18 protein-coding genes and 1 pseudogene are annotated in these 14,767 nt (G+C 66.6%); 8 read left to right on the top strand and 11 right to left on the bottom strand.

The window, feature by feature from the left end; translation table 11 throughout:
* Positions 1 to 47 precede the first annotated feature (47 nt).
* Both ACJH7A_RS21770 and ACJH7A_RS21765 read right to left on the bottom strand, forming a co-directional pair.
* Entirely contained in the window at positions 48 to 929 is an 882-nt protein-coding gene (locus ACJH7A_RS21770; RefSeq protein ID WP_064859001.1) for a peptidylprolyl isomerase, read from the bottom strand.
* A gap of 72 nt (positions 930 to 1,001) precedes the next feature.
* Positions 1,002 to 1,808 carry a thioredoxin domain-containing protein gene (locus ACJH7A_RS21765; RefSeq protein WP_212811611.1) on the bottom strand — a complete coding sequence of 269 codons (807 nt, stop codon included), beginning with the start codon at positions 1,806 to 1,808 and terminating at the stop codon, positions 1,002 to 1,004.
* A 32-nt stretch (positions 1,809 to 1,840) separates the two neighbouring features.
* On the opposite strand from ACJH7A_RS21765, the gene ACJH7A_RS21760 reads away from it, so the two are divergent.
* Entirely contained in the window at positions 1,841 to 2,506 is a 666-nt protein-coding gene (locus ACJH7A_RS21760; protein ID WP_064859003.1) for an MBL fold metallo-hydrolase, read from the top strand.
* Positions 2,503 to 3,762: a histidine--tRNA ligase gene (gene hisS, locus ACJH7A_RS21755; RefSeq protein WP_212811610.1), complete on the top strand. Its 1,260-nt coding sequence runs from the start codon at positions 2,503 to 2,505 to the stop codon at positions 3,760 to 3,762. Before ACJH7A_RS21760 ends, hisS begins: the two co-directional genes overlap by 4 nt.
* Before the next feature lie 99 nt (positions 3,763 to 3,861).
* On the opposite strand, the gene ACJH7A_RS21750 is transcribed toward hisS, so the two are convergent.
* Both ACJH7A_RS21750 and ACJH7A_RS21745 read right to left on the bottom strand, forming a co-directional pair.
* Positions 3,862 to 4,377, bottom strand: coding sequence for a cytochrome b (locus ACJH7A_RS21750; protein WP_406802688.1), 516 nt, complete (start codon positions 4,375 to 4,377; stop codon positions 3,862 to 3,864).
* A complete protein-coding gene (locus tag ACJH7A_RS21745; protein ID WP_406802687.1) occupies positions 4,374 to 5,426 on the bottom strand; it encodes a catalase family peroxidase in 1,053 nt (350 codons plus the stop codon). The genes ACJH7A_RS21750 and ACJH7A_RS21745 overlap by 4 nt, the downstream gene beginning before the upstream one ends.
* A 44-nt stretch (positions 5,427 to 5,470) precedes the next feature.
* Between ACJH7A_RS21745 and dtd the strand changes: the two genes are divergently transcribed.
* Together dtd and ACJH7A_RS21735 are read left to right on the top strand one after the other, a co-directional pair.
* Positions 5,471 to 5,911: a D-aminoacyl-tRNA deacylase gene (gene dtd / locus ACJH7A_RS21740; protein ID WP_406775792.1), complete on the top strand. Its 441-nt coding sequence runs from the start codon at positions 5,471 to 5,473 to the stop codon at positions 5,909 to 5,911.
* 43 nt (positions 5,912 to 5,954) lie between these two features.
* On the top strand, positions 5,955 to 6,386 hold the full coding sequence (locus tag ACJH7A_RS21735; protein WP_020101738.1) for a hypothetical protein: 432 nt from the start codon (positions 5,955 to 5,957) through the stop codon (positions 6,384 to 6,386).
* 4 nt (positions 6,387 to 6,390) lie between these two features.
* Here ACJH7A_RS21735 and ACJH7A_RS21730 read toward each other — a convergent pair whose 3' ends face one another.
* Genes ACJH7A_RS21730 through ACJH7A_RS21715 form a run of 4 tightly spaced genes read right to left on the bottom strand, consistent with a single transcriptional unit; the run spans position 6,391 to position 10,175 of the window.
* Positions 6,391 to 6,804, bottom strand: coding sequence for a ChaB family protein (locus ACJH7A_RS21730; RefSeq protein ID WP_318984472.1), 414 nt, complete (start codon positions 6,802 to 6,804; stop codon positions 6,391 to 6,393).
* A gap of 11 nt (positions 6,805 to 6,815) precedes the next feature.
* Positions 6,816 to 7,094, bottom strand: a complete 279-nt coding sequence (locus ACJH7A_RS21725; RefSeq protein WP_406802686.1) for a hypothetical protein — start codon at positions 7,092 to 7,094, stop codon at positions 6,816 to 6,818.
* Positions 7,094 to 9,202, bottom strand: coding sequence for a catalase (locus tag ACJH7A_RS21720; protein WP_406802685.1), 2,109 nt, complete (start codon positions 9,200 to 9,202; stop codon positions 7,094 to 7,096). The genes ACJH7A_RS21725 and ACJH7A_RS21720 overlap by 1 nt, the downstream gene beginning before the upstream one ends.
* Positions 9,203 to 9,257: 55 nt before the next feature.
* Positions 9,258 to 10,175 carry an alpha/beta hydrolase gene (locus ACJH7A_RS21715; RefSeq protein ID WP_406802684.1) on the bottom strand — a complete coding sequence of 306 codons (918 nt, stop codon included), beginning with the start codon at positions 10,173 to 10,175 and terminating at the stop codon, positions 9,258 to 9,260.
* Positions 10,176 to 10,406: 231 nt separating this feature from the next.
* Between ACJH7A_RS21715 and ACJH7A_RS21710 the strand changes: the two genes are divergently transcribed.
* Both ACJH7A_RS21710 and ACJH7A_RS21705 read left to right on the top strand, forming a co-directional pair.
* Positions 10,407 to 10,649 (top strand): hypothetical protein, encoded by a 243-nt coding sequence (locus tag ACJH7A_RS21710; protein ID WP_318984476.1) that lies wholly within the window; start codon positions 10,407 to 10,409, stop codon positions 10,647 to 10,649.
* A gap of 48 nt (positions 10,650 to 10,697) precedes the next feature.
* Positions 10,698 to 10,934: a CsbD family protein gene (locus tag ACJH7A_RS21705; RefSeq protein WP_406774741.1), complete on the top strand. Its 237-nt coding sequence runs from the start codon at positions 10,698 to 10,700 to the stop codon at positions 10,932 to 10,934.
* Positions 10,935 to 10,993: 59 nt separating this feature from the next.
* Here ACJH7A_RS21705 and ACJH7A_RS21700 read toward each other — a convergent pair whose 3' ends face one another.
* From ACJH7A_RS21700 to ACJH7A_RS21690, 3 genes are read right to left on the bottom strand one after another with little or no spacing between them, the layout of a single operon-like run.
* Entirely contained in the window at positions 10,994 to 11,524 is a 531-nt protein-coding gene (locus ACJH7A_RS21700; protein WP_406774740.1) for a DUF6328 family protein, read from the bottom strand.
* Positions 11,505 to 11,741 carry a hypothetical protein gene (locus ACJH7A_RS21695; RefSeq protein WP_406774739.1) on the bottom strand — a complete coding sequence of 79 codons (237 nt, stop codon included), beginning with the start codon at positions 11,739 to 11,741 and terminating at the stop codon, positions 11,505 to 11,507. The genes ACJH7A_RS21700 and ACJH7A_RS21695 overlap by 20 nt, the downstream gene beginning before the upstream one ends.
* A 16-nt stretch (positions 11,742 to 11,757) precedes the next feature.
* A complete protein-coding gene (locus tag ACJH7A_RS21690) occupies positions 11,758 to 12,129 on the bottom strand; it encodes a hypothetical protein (protein WP_406802683.1) in 372 nt (123 codons plus the stop codon).
* A 114-nt stretch (positions 12,130 to 12,243) separates the two neighbouring features.
* Here ACJH7A_RS21690 and ACJH7A_RS21685 point away from each other — a divergent pair, with 114 nt between their 5' ends.
* Complete coding sequence (locus tag ACJH7A_RS21685) at positions 12,244 to 14,046, top strand: thiamine pyrophosphate-requiring protein (RefSeq protein ID WP_406802682.1); 1,803 nt, start codon at positions 12,244 to 12,246, stop codon at positions 14,044 to 14,046.
* A 368-nt stretch (positions 14,047 to 14,414) separates the two neighbouring features.
* Positions 14,415 to 14,687, top strand: a pseudogene (locus tag ACJH7A_RS21680) (sigma-70 family RNA polymerase sigma factor); the annotation flags it as partial.
* Positions 14,688 to 14,767 lie beyond the last annotated feature (80 nt).

Here is a 14,767-nt window from a genome sequence, read left to right as displayed (position 1 = left end):
CGAAGAAGGCCCGGTCACCGTGGTGACCGGGCCTTCTTCGTGAACTGTCAGTCGAGCTGGATGTACTTCACCGTGACCGGCTGCGCGGGCTTGCCGTCGCCGCCGCCGCCCTCGATGCCGTTCTGGGCGATCTTGTCCAGGGTGGCCAGGCCGGTCGCGTCGACGGTGCCGAACGCGGTGTAGCCCGGAGGCAGCTGCGAATCCTGGTAGACCAGGAAGAACTGGCTGCCGTTGGTGTTCGGGCCGGCGTTGGCCATCGCGAGCGTGCCGCGCGGGTAGACGACCGGCTGGCTCAGCGCGGGGCTGTCGGGCTGGTACTGGTTCGTCGGGTACTCGTTGGCGAACTGGTAGCCGGGGCCGCCCATGCCGGAGCCCGTCGGGTCACCGCACTGCAGGACGTCCAGGCCGCCCTTGGTGAGCCGGTGGCAGGGGGTGTCGTTGAAGTAGCCCTGCTGCGCCAGGCTGGCGAAGCTGTTGACGGTGCACGGCGCCTTGGCGTTGTCCAGCGTCAGGCCCAGGTTGCCCTGATTGGTGCTCATGCTGGCCGTCACCGTCGGCGGGGTGGTCGGGATCTTGCCGGTGCGCGGCGGGTTGACCTTCTTGCTGGCCTGCTCCGACGACGCCGGGTACTGGCAGTTCTCACCGAGGCCGGCGGGCGCCACGAACGGCGGCAGCTTGCCGTCGGCGGGCGGGTTCTGCGCCGGGGCGGTCGAGCTCTCGGTCGATGCCGAGGCCGTCGCCGACGAGGAGTCGGAGTCCTTGTTGAGGTAGATGACACCAAAGACGGCGCCGCCGATCACCGCGAGCACCGCGACCACCGACGCGGCGATGGTGATGATGCGCTGCTTGCGGGCCTTCTCGGCCCGGCGCTCCAACTGCCGTTCCAGCTTGCGCTTGGCGGTCTCCCGCCGTTGTTCATTCGTCGGCACCGCCGAAGCCCTCCTCGTCACGGTCGGGGGAATTGCCCCGACGTACAGCTGGTCGGCACCGAGTGTGCCAGGTCACCCTGAGACGTTCTTGAGCTGGTCCAGCAGCGCCTGCGGATCGGGATGCAGCAGCACGGCGTCCCCGATATCGGTGCCGTTGAGCAGGACCGTCGGCGTCGAGCTGATGCCCGAGCTCTTCACCGCGCTGTTGACCATGTCGCGGTACTTGCCGCCGGTGATGCAATCGGCGACCGAATCCGGGGCGCCGGTCTTCTTCGCCTGTTCGACCAGCTCGTCGTCGGCCGGGAACGTCTGCGCCGACTCGTCGGGTTGATGCGCGAACAGCGCGGCATGGAATCGCTGGAACGCCGCGGTGTCGGCGTCGGCCACGCAGTACGCCGCCGCGCCGGCCCGTACCGAGTACGACGTCAGGTCGCCACGGCCCAGGATCGAAACCATGGTGTAGTCCACGGCGACGCGGCCGTCGGTGATCAGCTTGCCGATGGTCGGGCCGTAGACCTGCTCGAACCGGCCGCAGAACGGGCACAGGAAGTCCTCGTAGACCGTGAGCGTGGCCTTCGGCTCGGAGCTGCCCGGCTTGGTGACGACGTTGGGCGCCGCGAGGCGGATCGAGCGCAGCGGCGTCGGACCGGAGTCAGCGGACGATGTCTCGGCGGCCCCCCCGACGGGCACGTTCTTGTGCCGAAGCACGATGACGGCGGCGACGCCGGCCGCGATCAGCGCGATGACGGCGATCACGGCGAACATCACCCAGCCGGTGCGGGACTTCTTCGGTGGCGGAAAGCCCGGAACGTATTGCGGCGCACCGTAGTACTGGGGCTGGTCGGGCGGCGGGGGTCCCCACGGTCCTGGCTGCGTCATGGAGGCAGTTTCCCACGTGGGAAAATGGCTACGTGTTGTTGACGGGGTTTCCGGCCGGGATGTTGCAGTGCAACTGCTACATCCTCGCGGCGCGCGCCGGGTCGGACGCCATCATCGTCGACCCGGGCCAGCGGGCCATGGGCCGCATCCGCGAAATCCTGGATGAGAACCGGCTCACCCCGTCGGCGGTGCTGCTCACCCACGGCCACGTCGACCACATCTGGTCGGCGCAGAAGGTGGCGGACACCTACGGCTGCCCGGTGTACATCCACCCCGAGGACCGGTTCATGCTGACCGATCCCATCAAGGGGTTCGGTCCGCGGTTGGCGCAGCTGGCGTTCGGGGTGCTCTTCTCCGAGCCCAAGCAGGTCGTCGAACTCGACCGCGACGGTGACAAGCTCTACCTGGGCGGCATCACCGTGACGGTGGACCACACGCCGGGGCACACCCGGGGCTCGGTGGTGTTCCGCGTGACCGACGGTCCCGCCGAACTGGCATTCACCGGCGACACCTTGTTCAAGCAGTCGGTGGGCCGCACCGATCTCCCGGGCGGCAGCGGCCGGGACCTGCTGAACTCGATCGTGACAAAACTGTTGGTGCTCGACGACGACACCGTGGTACTACCTGGGCACGGCCCACAGACCACGATCGGCGCCGAACGCCGTACCAACCCATTCCTCGAAGGCTTATCAAGTTGAGCGATTTTCAGGCGCCCAAGGGCGTCCCGGATTACCTGCCCCCGGACTCGGCGGAATTTGTCGCGGTACGTGACGGACTGCTGAACGTCGCGCGGTTGGCCGGGTACGGCCACATCGAGCTGCCGGTCTTCGAGGACACCGCGCTGTTCGCCCGCGGTGTGGGCGAGTCCACCGACGTGGTGTCGAAGGAGATGTACACCTTCGCCGACCGCGGCGACCGCTCCGTCACGCTGCGGCCCGAAGGCACCGCCGGCGTCATGCGGGCCGTCATCGAACACGGACTGGACCGCGGAGCGCTGCCGGCCAAGCTGCGGTACTCCGGACCGTTCTTCCGGTACGAGCGGCCGCAGGCCGGCCGGTACCGCCAGCTGCAGCAGGTGGGAGTCGAGGCCATCGGCATCGACGACCCGGCGCTCGACGCCGAGGTGATCGCCGTGGCCGACGCCGGCTTCCGCTCGCTGGGCCTCGACGGCTTCCGCTTGGAGATCACGTCGCTGGGCGACGACACCTGCCGCCCGCAGTACCGGAAGCTGTTGCAGGACTTCCTGTTCAAGCTCGATCTCGACGAGGACACGCGGCGCCGCGCGGAGATCAATCCGCTGCGGGTGCTCGACGACAAGCGGCCGCACGTCAAGGAGATGACGGCCGACGCCCCGGTGATGCTCGATCACCTGTCGGAGGCCGCCAAGGAGCACTTCGACACCGTGCTGGCGCACCTGGACGCTCTCGGCGTGCCGTACGTCATCAACCCGCGCATGGTCCGCGGCCTGGACTACTACACCAAGACCACGTTCGAGTTCGTGCACGACGGCCTCGGCGCGCAGTCCGGCATCGGTGGCGGTGGCCGCTACGACGGCCTCATGAAGCAGCTGGGCGGGCAGGACCTGTCCGGCATCGGCTTCGGCCTCGGTGTGGACCGCACGGTGCTGGCGCTCAAGGCCGAGGGCAAGACGGTGGCGTCTCCGGCGGCTGTCGATGTGTACGCCGTGCCGCTGGGTGCGCCGGCCAAGCTGGAATTGGCGAAGATCGTTGCGGCCCTGCGTGGTTCGGGTGTGCGTACCGACATGTGTTACGGCGACCGCGGCCTCAAGGGTGCGATGAAGGCCGCCGACCGCTCCGGCGCCAAGGTGGCCCTGGTCGCGGGTGACCGCGACATCGAGGCCGGCACCGTGGGCGTCAAGAACCTGTCGAACGGTGAGCAGGTCGATGTGCCCATCGCCGACGTCGCCGCCCGAGTGGCCGCACTGCTTCCTTAGCTGCGTATTTTGGGGCCGCTCGTCAGCGCTGAGCGTCCCCAAAATGCACGCCCGACACGGCGTGTCGGTGTACAAACACGGCCGCTCGCGGGAGAAGGCTCAGTGGGTCATGCGGCGGAGCATGCCGTCGCGCAATGTCAGGGTGTGGAACAGGATGGCGCTGACGTGTGCCGCGATGGCGGCCACCAACAGGTAGGCCACCACTGAATGTGCCTGCCGCAGAACGCCGTACAGGTCGCCGTCGAAGGGGACGAGGCCGGGTAGCGTCAGTCCGAAGGCCCGCACCGGGGTGCCCGAAGCCGACACCATGGCCCAGCCGACCAGTGGCTGCGCCAGCAGCATGGCGTACATCGCCAGTTCGGACCCGGCGATCAACTTGCCTTCCAGCGGTCCCACCGTGTCGGGCCACTTCGGCGGCTTGTGGGTGAATCTGTTTGCCGCCCGGACGATCACGATGACCAGGACGCTGATGCCCAGCGTCATGTGGACGGCGACCAGGGCCCCGTGGGAACCGATCCGGTTGGTCATGGTGAAGCCGATCAACAACGCGGCGAACACGGCGACCGCGGTCAGCCAGTGCAACACCCGGGTGCGGACGGGGAAGCGGCCGGTCATGGCACAACCTGAACGGCCGGAGCGCTTTTCGGCTCGATGGTCCGGGCCCGGTACGACCCGGCGTACACCGCCGACCGCGCGCTGAGCAGCGGGTCGTCGGACGGTTCGATGCCGTCGGGCAGGACCAGCGGATCGAAGTTGATGTCGCGGGCGTTGCCGGCGGCATCGGTCTGGGCTTCGGTGAGCGTCAGGACGCCCGCGTCGATGACCTGCCGGTCGGCCGGCCACGGCAGTGTCGGGTCGGTCGGATCGCCGTCCCGTCCGACCGTCAGTCGCAGATTCCACTGCAGCGGAGCCTTTTTCAACTGCAGGATCAGCGCGTCGAACAACGCGTTGGGATCGTCGGACTTCGGTGGCAGCGCCGTCTGCTGCGGTACGAACGACCAGCGGACCGGCGTGCGGACGCCGGCCTGGCTAACCAGATAGAACTTGTGCAGACCCGCGAATGTGCTGTCGGCGAAACCCGGCGTGGGCGGGCTCTTCTTGACCAATGCCATCGCGGCCGCGGTCTCGGGGTGCCGGCCGAGGAAGTCGGCCATGACCTTCGGGTCGGGCTTGCCGTCGGCGACCGGTTTGGAGGCCAGCAGCCGGTCGTAGAAGCCCTGTGGTGAATTGTCTAGGAACACCGGGATGTTGAGCATCGCGGTCCGCCACTGGCCGGGGCCGGGGAAGCCGATGGCCAGGCCGAGCCCGCGTGCGGCGCCGGGAGTATCGGCGACGGTCGGGTTGCCGCCGGCCAGCGAGAACCGACCGGAGACGGGCATCTCACCCGGACCGAAGACCGCGGCGCGGGACAGGGCGGCGGCGTTGCCGTTGCTCATGAAATGGCCGACCACCGAGACGCCCTTGGCGTGGTTCTTCCGGAAGCCGGGGTGGGCGCCGAAGACGCTCCGGAAACCGTCCAGGAACGTCTGGCGGGTCAGCGTGCCGGCGCGGCTGGTGTACGCGACGAGTCCGAGGTCGACGGCGAGGAACGCCCCGACGGCGCCGAGGCCGACCAGGACCGAACGCCGGGTCAGGGGAGTACCGCGCCAGGATGGGCCGTCCATGACCACCACAGGTACCACAAACTGCTGTGGCAACATCTGCGAACGTGCGGGTACTGGTGCAGCGGGTGACGTCGGCGCGGGTGACTGTCGACGGGCAGACCGTCGGTGAGATCACCCCGAACCCTCAGGGCCTGGTGGCGCTCGTCGGTCTGACACATACCGACGACGCCGCGGTGGTGCGCAAGATGGCCGACAAACTGTGGCGGCTGCGCATCCTCGACGGCGAGCTCAGCGCCGCTGACGCCGGCGCCCCGATCCTCGTGGTCAGTCAGTTCACCCTGTATGCCGACACTGCCAAGGGACGCCGCCCGTCCTGGAACGCCGCGGCTCCCGGGCCGGTCGCCGAGCCGCTCGTCGACGAGTTCGCTGCGGCACTGCGGGCGCTGGGCGCCGAGGTCGCGACCGGGCGGTTCGGCGCCCATATGCACGTCGAGCTCGTCAACGACGGGCCGGTGACAGTGCTGCTGGAGCTGCAGGCGGGGTGATACGTCTGATGCAGGGTGTAACAGTCCGGTACGGTCAGTCGATATGACCGGCATGCGTAAAGCGACAGTCAAGTTGTCAGTGGTGTGTGGCGCGGCAGCAGTGGCGGCCGCTGGGCTGATGGCGCCGGTGGCGTCTGCCGCCCCGGCCGGCCACGAGGTCCGGTACACGCTGTCGGTGGGCGGCCCGGCCACCTTCGACCTGCTCTATCTGGTCAATCAGCCGGCGAACAAGGCCGCCTACAACGCCGACGCCTACGCCTACCTCAAGCGCGAGACGGTCACCGTCGGTCCGGACGCCCCGTGGGTGTTCACCACGACGCTCGCCGACCCGCAGTGGGCCATCTTCACCGTCAGCAGCACCACGCACGGTGGCCAGGCCGCCCCGGACTCGACGTGCGACATCGCGGTCGACGGGCAGTCGGCAGCGCACCAGACCGCGCCGTACAACGTGCAGTGCCAGCTCGGTCAGTGGTAGTCCGCTAGCGGCGGCTCGCCCGCCGGTTGGCCTTCTCGATCGCGTCGACCAATTCGTCCTTGTTCATCGTCGACCGGCCCCGGATGTCGAGCCGGCGCGCGACGTCCATGAGATGTTTCTTGGTGGCCTGGGTGTCAACGCCCTCGGCGGTCTTGCCGCGGGCGTTGGGCCCGCCGCTGCGCGCCCGCTCGTCCGAGGGGCCCTTGTGGTCCTTCTTCTCCCAGTGGTCGCCGACCTTCTCGTAGCTGTGCTTCAGGGCTGAGTACGCGACGCGGTGGGCGCGTTCACCTTCGCCGTATTCCTCGGCCGCCGAGTCGTGTGCTTTCGCAAACGTGCGTTGCGCCTTGGGACTCGACTTCTGCAGTGTGCTGGGCAGCTCACTCTTCTTGGCTTGCCCTGTCTTCGTGGTCTTCGGCATGACACTCCTCCTCACGGTGTTTGATTGGTGTCCGAATCGTCGTCCACGACGGGGAAGAACGAGGCGTCCTCCTCGGTGTCCGGCCGGACCGGGCCGTCGAGCACATCGGGCTCCTCGGCGGCGAGCTTGTCGTCGAGCGATTCGCCCTGCTCGGCTTCGTCTTCGAGCAGACCGAATTGATCGGCTCCATGCCAGCCTTCGGGTGGCTCGACGGTTTGGTCGCCGTCGCGGTTGTGCAATTCGTCGGAGTCGGTGGACTCGCTCGGGGTGAGCATGTTGTCGTCAGACATCAGGCAGGCACCGCTTCCGTCGCCCGGTTCCAGGTCCGGTGCCGCCGGATCGTGTCGACGAACGCCTCGATGAACAGTTCGTCGAGCGAGCCGCCGTGCGATGTCGTAGTGACAACGCCTCTGTCCGTGTGGGTTTCGGCCAGTCCGGCGGATTCGGGATTGATCCCCGCGGCGCGCAGCAAGCCGACACCCGCACCGAACGCGGCGATGGGCTTCAGGTGCTTGTAGGCCTCGGTGACGAAATGGATCGCCGAACCGTCCTGTGCGAGCAGCTCGACGGAGTTCTGCGGTCCCGGCACCAGCACCGCGTCGTACAGCGTCGACGACGTGGTGTTGAGCCCGAGATCCACGCCGAGTTCCTGGCCGGTGTCGGTCGCGATGGTGCCGCCACCGATCAGGCCGATGATGTCGACGGTGGCGCCCAACTCCCTGAGCGCGGCGGCGGTCCGCTCGGTGCCGCGCAGGTCCACGCCGTCGGCGGCCAGGACGGCGATCCGGCGGCTGACGATGGAATCGGTCGCGGTGTTCATCTGCGACAGCGCCGGCGACGGCGTCACATGGTCGGGGACGGCGACCTCGTCCGGCGCCAGCAGTCCGAGCTTGGCGGCGACCCGCTCGGCCAGCTCGTGGTCGATCATGTTGAGCTGTGCGATGACTCGTTCACGGATGCCGGTCTCGGGGCCGACCTTGCCGAGTTCGAACGAGAATGCGGCGACGATGTGGTCCTTCTCGACGGTCGACATGCTCAGCCAGAACATCCGGGCCTGGCTGTAGTGGTCCTTGAAACTCTCTGCGCGGCTGCGGATCTTGCGACCGTCGACGCGTTCGGTGTAGTGCCGGTAGGCGTCTTCGTCGGCCAGCGCGGGACAGCCACCGCCGAGGTTGTTCTTGAGGTAACTCGTGGCGCCCTGGGGGATGGTGTGCTGGCCGTAGCCGTCGCGCTGATTGTTGGTCACCGCTGCGATGGGCCGGTTGACCGGCAACTGCGCGAAATTCGGCCCGCCCAAGCGGATCAGCTGGGTGTCCAGGTATGAGAAATTGCGGAGCTGCAGCAGGGGATCGTTGGTGAAGTCGATACCCGGCACCACATTGGCGGTGTGAAACGCGACCTGTTCGGTCTCGGCGAAGAAGTTGTCCGGGTTGCGGTCGAGCACCATCCGGCCGACCGGGATCACCGGAACCCGTTCCTCTGGAACAAGTTTGGTCGCGTCGAGCAGATCGAACGGGAAGGCGAACTCGTCGGACTCGGGGATCAGCTGAACGCCCAGCTCCCACTCGGGGTATTGGCCGGCCTCGATGGCGTCCCACAGGTCGCGGCGATTGAAGTCCGGATCCTTACCGGCGATCTGCTGGCATTCCTCCCAGAGCAGTGAGTGCACACCGAGTTTCGGCGTCCAGTGGAATTTCACGAAGACGCCCTCGCCGGCCGCGTTCACCAGCCGGAAGGTGTGCACGCCGAAGCCCTGCATCATTCGGTAGCTGCGCGGCAGGGCGCGGTCGGACATCAGCCACATGATGGTGTGCAGCGTTTCCGGCTGCAGCGACACGAAGTCCCACAGCGTGTTGTGGGCAGACGCGGCTTGCGGAATCTCGTTGTGCGGCTCCGGCTTCACCGCGTGGACGAAGTCGGGGAACTTGATGCCGTCCTGGATGAAGAAGACGGGGAAGTTGTTGCCGACGAGGTCGTAGTTGCCTTGCTCGGTGTAGAACTTGGTGGCGAAGCCGCGGACGTCGCGTACGGTGTCGGCGGAGCCGCGGGACCCCGCGACGGTGGAGAAGCGCACGAACACCGGTGTGCGCAGGCCCGGCGTGGTCAGGAATTTCGCCGTGGTGAAGTCGGCCAGCGAATCGTCGTACGGCTCGAAGTACCCGTAGGCCCCCGCGCCGCGTGCGTGCACGACCCGCTCGGGAATGCGTTCGTGGTCGAAGTGGGTGATCTTCTCCCGCGCGTGGAAATCCTCCATCAGGGTCGGGCCGCGCTCACCTGCGGTGAGGGCGTCGTCGGTGTGCGGAACCCGCACCCCCTGTTGGGTGGTCAGGTACCCCGCATTGTTGTCGACCCGCGTGGCCTCGAGTTGCTCTTGCTTTGCATTCGATGTTTTGTCCACCGTGTCTGGTTACCCAGCGCGATGGTCAACAAACGCGGCGGTGGGCAGCCCTGATTCACAATGATGCGGCCGACGGATAGTCCGCTGCGTCGAGGTTCGCCGCGGGCGTGACCTGCTTGACGAACTCGCCGATGTAGTGGATCGCCCGCCGCCCTTCGGGCAGGACGGGAGCGGCAAGCGGAAAGTCGTGGATCTGCCCGTCCCACATGTGAAGTTCGCACTGTGCCCCCGCGGCGGTCAACCGCTCGTACATCAGTTCCGCGTCGGGCCGGAGAAACTCGTCGCTGCTGACGTGGATCAACACCGGCGGCATCCGGCGCAGGTCCGCGTCGACGGGCGAGGCGATCGGCTGCCCGGACGGATTCTTCTCACCGTGCGCGGCGACGTAGCGCATGAACGACGTCATGGCGCGTGCCGTGAACATGGCGCACCGGTCCTTGCCGCTGGGGGATTTGTCGCGCGGCTTCAGCGTCGTCAGAGGGGAGATGGCGGCCACGCCGGCGGTGGGCGGGTTACCGTCCCGAAGCAGATCGGCGGCGGTCTGCAGGGCCAGATATCCGCCCGCAGAATCTCCGGCCACCACGATGTCGGACCAGCGGTAGCCGCGGCGCAGCAGCCAGCGGAGCCCGTCGGCCGCGTCGGCCAATGCCGCCGACAGTCCGTGGTTGGGCAACATGCGGTAACCGACGTTGAGTACCTCGGCCTCGGCGCTGCGGGCAAGCCGGGCGGCAAGGGCGCGGTGCGTGTTGAGACCGCAGGTGAGGAACGCGCCGCCGTGCAGGTAGAGGATGGCGCGTCGGGCCGACGAGCCGGCGGTGCCGATCAGCTCGGCCGGACAGGACGGCAGGCGGACGGGCTGCACGGTCGCCGAGCTCGGCAGCGGGGCCAGCGCGGCGACCTGATCGACGGAGCTGAAGGGCCAACGCAGATTCGGCTGCAGAGCCCACATCCGCACGATGTTCTTGACGAACACCCGGCAGACGGCGCCGATTGCCTGGGATTGTGGGCTGCGTCGGCGGTGATGGTGCCGTACTCCCTGGTCATGCCGGGTATTTCGCATTGTCATCAACTCCTGAGCACTCGGGTACCCATGCCAGATTTTGGCGAAACGTTGCGCCAGAGAAGGTTTCCGATGGGCGCAGACCAGGTATGTCGGTAGTGCCGGATTGTTCAACGGAATCAAGCATGTTTGGAGGAATGGCGTATGACCACGCACATCGATACCGGCTCCGACACCGGCGTCTTCACCGGAACCGCTGACAAGGACTACAACCTCATCTGGTTCGTGGAGAGCTGCCTGAGCAACGCGCTTCGCATGGAACGCTATTGCGCCGACGCTGAGCGCCAGGGCGATACCGAACTCATCGATCTGTTCAAGCGGGCGCAGAAGGAAAGCCGCAAGGGTGCCGAGCAAGGCAAGGCGCTACTCGCGAATCGCCTGGTGTGACGGACTTCGATCGCACCTGACAACACCGCAATACAAGGAGGAAATGCAGTGGGAGAGAACAAGAGTGGCCCCGAAGAGGGCGTCAAGGGCACCGTCGAGGGTGTCAAGGGCAAGCTGAAGGAAGCCGCAGGCAGTGTCGTGGGCCGGGACGATCTGGTCCGTGAGGGACAGGCCCAGCAGGACAAGGCCGACGCCGAACGCGATGCGGCCAAGCATGAGGCGGAAGCCGAGTCGGCCCGCTCCGGCGCGGCGGCCGCTGAGAAGCGCCAGCAGCAGAACCAGTGAGCCAGAACGGCCCGGCCTCCTTCAACCGTGGGGAGGCCGGGCCGCTTCTTGCGTGAAAACTATTGTGCGCGAGCGGTATCGTTGGGTCCGCTGTTCTGCATCGCCAATGGCACCAGCACCCAGAACGTGCAGAAGCCGGCCAATCCGATGCCGCCGGCGACCCAGCCGGCCACCTGGCCTGCGACGGTCCCGAAGATCAATTCGGTCACGCCGGTCAGGGCCATGCCGAGCAGCAGCAGGCCGTAGAAGGCGCAGCGGTGTGCCGCGGCCACGATCAATGACATGCGTCGTTGCCGAAACAGGATGCGGTGCATGCCGACTGGGGCGATCAGCAGAATCGTCGACGCCACCGAGAAGCCGACGGTCGCCAGGTAGACCGCCTGGCTCTGGTCATCCAGCGTGGAGAACCGCTGTTGGAACGGCAGGGTCAGCAGGAAGCCGGTGAGCAGCTGTACTCCGGTCTGTGTGACGCGGAGTTCCTGCAACAGGCTCGACCAATTGCGGTCCAGCCGTTCGATTTCCGTCTCGTGACGGGCCATCCGGTCCCAGCGCTGGTCGGATGGTCCCTCGTCACCGTGCTCGCCCGTCATCAGACACATCGCTCTTACGCCGAACTTTTTCCTTGTCGACCACGATGATGCGGTCATCGGGTCCCGAACCGTAGAAGCTGAAGATGTCCTTGTAGGGCGAGGAGTCCACCTGGATCTCACGGACCGTGAGCCAACGGCCACCCGCCGGGTCCTCGATGACGTCGCCCTTCGTGACGTCCGCGGGCCGGACGGCCTCGATCTTCGTTTCAGTGGTCATCGGAACCCCTTTCCTGTCAAGGGGTTTCGAACGTGAACGTGAGGACGGCGAACCCGGCGATCAACAGGGCCCAGGCGACCAGCGGTACGACGATGCCACGCCGGGTGCGTGCGGTCACGAATGAGATCGCGATGGCCAGCACCGCGACCACCGGTGCGCCGTACTCGATCAGCCCGAATACGAACGGGCTCGGGCCCAGCTTGGCGCAGGTGCGTTCGGAACAACCCGCGGTCGCCAGGACCTGGGCGTATTGATACAGGATGATGGCGAGGGCACCTGGCACGGTGAGGCCGGCCAGTACCCAGTTGATGACGGTGCGTCGCCGGTGTCCGGCTCCCTGTGCGTCTGCATCGTGTTGCGCGATCGCCCCGGCCTGGACCTCAGACATCGACACCTCCCGGGTGGTAGCGGTTTCCTTGGGACTGTCCTGTTGAGGGCGTACCCGGGCGGCCGAACCGCGAAACGCCTGTTTCGTCCGGTACCTCACGGGTACCACGCCAGGATGACGATGACTGTTGGGGACTACCTGCTCGAGCGGCTGAGGCAATGGCATGTCCGTCACGTATTCGCCTATCCGGGTGACGGCATCAACGGGATCGTTTCCGCATTCGGCCGGAGCGATGATGTGCCGCAGTTCATCCAGACCCGCCACGAAGAGATGGCAGCGTTCGGCGCCACGGGATACGCCAAATTCGGTGGTGGGCTCGGTGTCTGTATGGCGACATCGGGGCCGGGCGCCATCCACCTGTTGAACGGGCTGTACGACGCCAAGCTCGACCGCGTTCCGGTGGTGGCGATCGTGGGCCAGACGGCGCGCAGCGCGATGGGTGGTAGCTATCAGCAGGAAGTCGACCTGCACAGTCTCTTCAAGGATGTCGCCAGTGATTACCTGGTCGATGTCAATGTCGCCAACCAACTACCCAACGCGCTCGACCGGGCGATCCGCATCGCGCTGGCCCGGCGGGCGCCGACGGCCCTGGTGATCCCGTCGGATCTGCAGGAGCAGCCATACGAACCTCCGCAGCACGCGTTCAAGCAGGTGCCGTCGAGTGATCCGGAGTATGTGCCGCCGGCGGTGTATCCGCAGAACGAACAGGTCCGCCAGGCAGCCGATGTGCTCAATGCCGGTGAGCGCGTGGCGATTCTGGTCGGGCAGGGTGCCCGCCAGGCCGCCGAAGAGGTGCGCGAACTTGCGTACAAGACGGGCGCCGGGCTCGCCAAGGCACTGCTGGGCAAGGACGTGCTGTCCGACGAGCTGCCGTACGTCACCGGGTCCATCGGGTTGCTCGGGTCGCGGCCGAGCTACGAGATGATGCGCGACTGCGACACCCTGCTGATCGTCGGATCGAATTTTCCCTACAGCCAGTTCCTGCCGAAATTCGGTCAGGCCCGGGCGATTCAGATCGACATCGACGGAACGGCAATCGGCATGCGCTACCCGACGGAGGTGAACATCGTCGCCGACGCGAGTGCCGCGCTCGGTGCGCTCCTGCCGCTGGTGGAACCGAAGACCGACCGGAAATGGCGAGACACCATCGAGCACAACGTGTCTCGCTGGTGGGACACCGTCGAGCGCCAGTGCATGTTGTCGGCCCGCCCGGTGAATCCGATGCGGATCGTGTGGGAGCTCTCACAGCGGATACCGGCCGACGCCATCGTGACGGCAGACTCCGGTTCGTCCACCAACTGGTATGCGCGGTGCCTGAAGTTACGCGGTGAGATGCGCGGTTCGCTGTCGGGCACGCTCGCAACCATGGGGTGCGGAGTGCCGTACGCGATCGGTGCGAAGTTCGCGCATCCGGACCGTCCTGTCGTCGCGCTCGTCGGCGACGGCGCGATGCAGATGAACGGCATGGCCGAGCTGTTGACCATCAAGCGCTATGCAGAGCAATGGTCCGACCCGCGCCTGGTGGTGTGTGTCTTCCACAATGGCGATCTCAATCAGGTCACCTGGGAGTTGCGGGCAATGGGCGGAGCGCCCAAGTTCGTGCCGTCACAATCGCTACCGGACGTCTCGTATGCCGAGATCGCCTGTGCCATGGGGCTGGATGGCATCGCGGTCAATGATCCCGACCGGCTGGGCGAGGCCTGGGATCGGGCGCTGGGTGCCGATCGCCCCGTCGTGCTGGACGTCAGGTGCGACCCCGAAGTGCCGCCGATCCCTCCGCACGCGACCTACGAACAGATCAAAGACCTGACCGCCGCGGTGCTCAAGGGTGATCCCAACGGCTGGCACCTGGTGTATCAGGGGATGAAGACCAAGGCGCAGGAGTACATCGCCCGTTCCGGTGGTGGCGCCGGGTAGCCCCGTGTACTGTGAGAAGCACGACGCTGTTACAGCGTGGCCGCTTAGCCAAAAGCGGCGATAGTCGAGGGTACTGCAGCTCGGCGCGTGAATCCGGTCCAGAGCGGGGCCTCCATTCTCAGGATTCGCCGGTTGCAATCGGGCTCGACTTCGGCAGATCGCCGTTCCGCCTTCACGGCGGAAGCCAGCATGTCGCGAACTAATCGGCTATGCCGTCAATTGGTGGTATCGCGCGTGCTGTCACACCCTGGAAGGGGTGCTGCATGTCAGTTTCTGTGTTGGAAAACGACTTTCGTAAAGCGAGTGAGCCGGTAGAAGCCGGCGCAGAGCCCGATCAAAGTCCTGACGAATACGCGGATGTGGTCGCGATGGTCGTGATGCTCCGTCAATTACCGCCCGACTCGGCCGCCTATGCTCGTCAACTCGAACGCATCGTGCTGCGGTGCTGCCCGCTGGCCGACCGGGTGGCACGCCACTTCGACCGCCGCGGCGAGAATCTCGAAGACCTGATGCAGGTGGCCCGGGTGGGGTTGCTGCAGGCCGTCAACCGGTTCGATCCTGCGCGAGGATCACGATTCGTGGCGTTCGCCCTGCCGACGATGATGGGAGAGCTGCGGCGATATTTCCGGGATTATGGCTGGAAAGGATAGCGTCCCGGGGAGTGGTGGACTTCGGATCTGGCGTGGTTCACGCGTTGTGATCAACGAGTCATGGTGAACGC

This window comes from Mycobacterium sp. SMC-17 (assembly GCF_045310915.1).
GTDB lineage: Bacteria > Actinomycetota > Actinomycetes > Mycobacteriales > Mycobacteriaceae > Mycobacterium.
The sequence above is the reverse complement of the archived record's forward strand: the minus strand, read 5'-3'. Positions and strand labels throughout refer to the sequence as shown.

Excerpts from the sequence above, each read along its gene's own strand:
- ACJH7A_RS21765 (WP_212811611.1), bottom strand. The coding sequence starts at position 1,808 with ATGACGCAGCCAGGACCGTGGGGACCCCCGCCGCCCGACCAGCCCCAG.
- ACJH7A_RS21750 (WP_406802688.1), bottom strand. The coding sequence starts at position 4,377 with ATGACCGGCCGCTTCCCCGTCCGCACCCGGGTGTTGCACTGGCTGACC.
- ACJH7A_RS21745 (WP_406802687.1), bottom strand. The coding sequence starts at position 5,426 with ATGGACGGCCCATCCTGGCGCGGTACTCCCCTGACCCGGCGTTCGGTC.
- ACJH7A_RS21735 (WP_020101738.1), top strand. The coding sequence starts at position 5,955 with ATGACCGGCATGCGTAAAGCGACAGTCAAGTTGTCAGTGGTGTGTGGC.
- ACJH7A_RS21730 (WP_318984472.1), bottom strand. The coding sequence starts at position 6,804 with ATGCCGAAGACCACGAAGACAGGGCAAGCCAAGAAGAGTGAGCTGCCC.
- ACJH7A_RS21725 (WP_406802686.1), bottom strand. The coding sequence starts at position 7,094 with ATGTCTGACGACAACATGCTCACCCCGAGCGAGTCCACCGACTCCGAC.
- ACJH7A_RS21710 (WP_318984476.1), top strand. The coding sequence starts at position 10,407 with ATGACCACGCACATCGATACCGGCTCCGACACCGGCGTCTTCACCGGA.
- ACJH7A_RS21700 (WP_406774740.1), bottom strand. The coding sequence starts at position 11,524 with ATGACGGGCGAGCACGGTGACGAGGGACCATCCGACCAGCGCTGGGAC.
- ACJH7A_RS21695 (WP_406774739.1), bottom strand. The coding sequence starts at position 11,741 with ATGACCACTGAAACGAAGATCGAGGCCGTCCGGCCCGCGGACGTCACG.
- ACJH7A_RS21690 (WP_406802683.1), bottom strand. The coding sequence starts at position 12,129 with ATGTCTGAGGTCCAGGCCGGGGCGATCGCGCAACACGATGCAGACGCA.
- ACJH7A_RS21685 (WP_406802682.1), top strand. The coding sequence starts at position 12,244 with ATGACGATGACTGTTGGGGACTACCTGCTCGAGCGGCTGAGGCAATGG.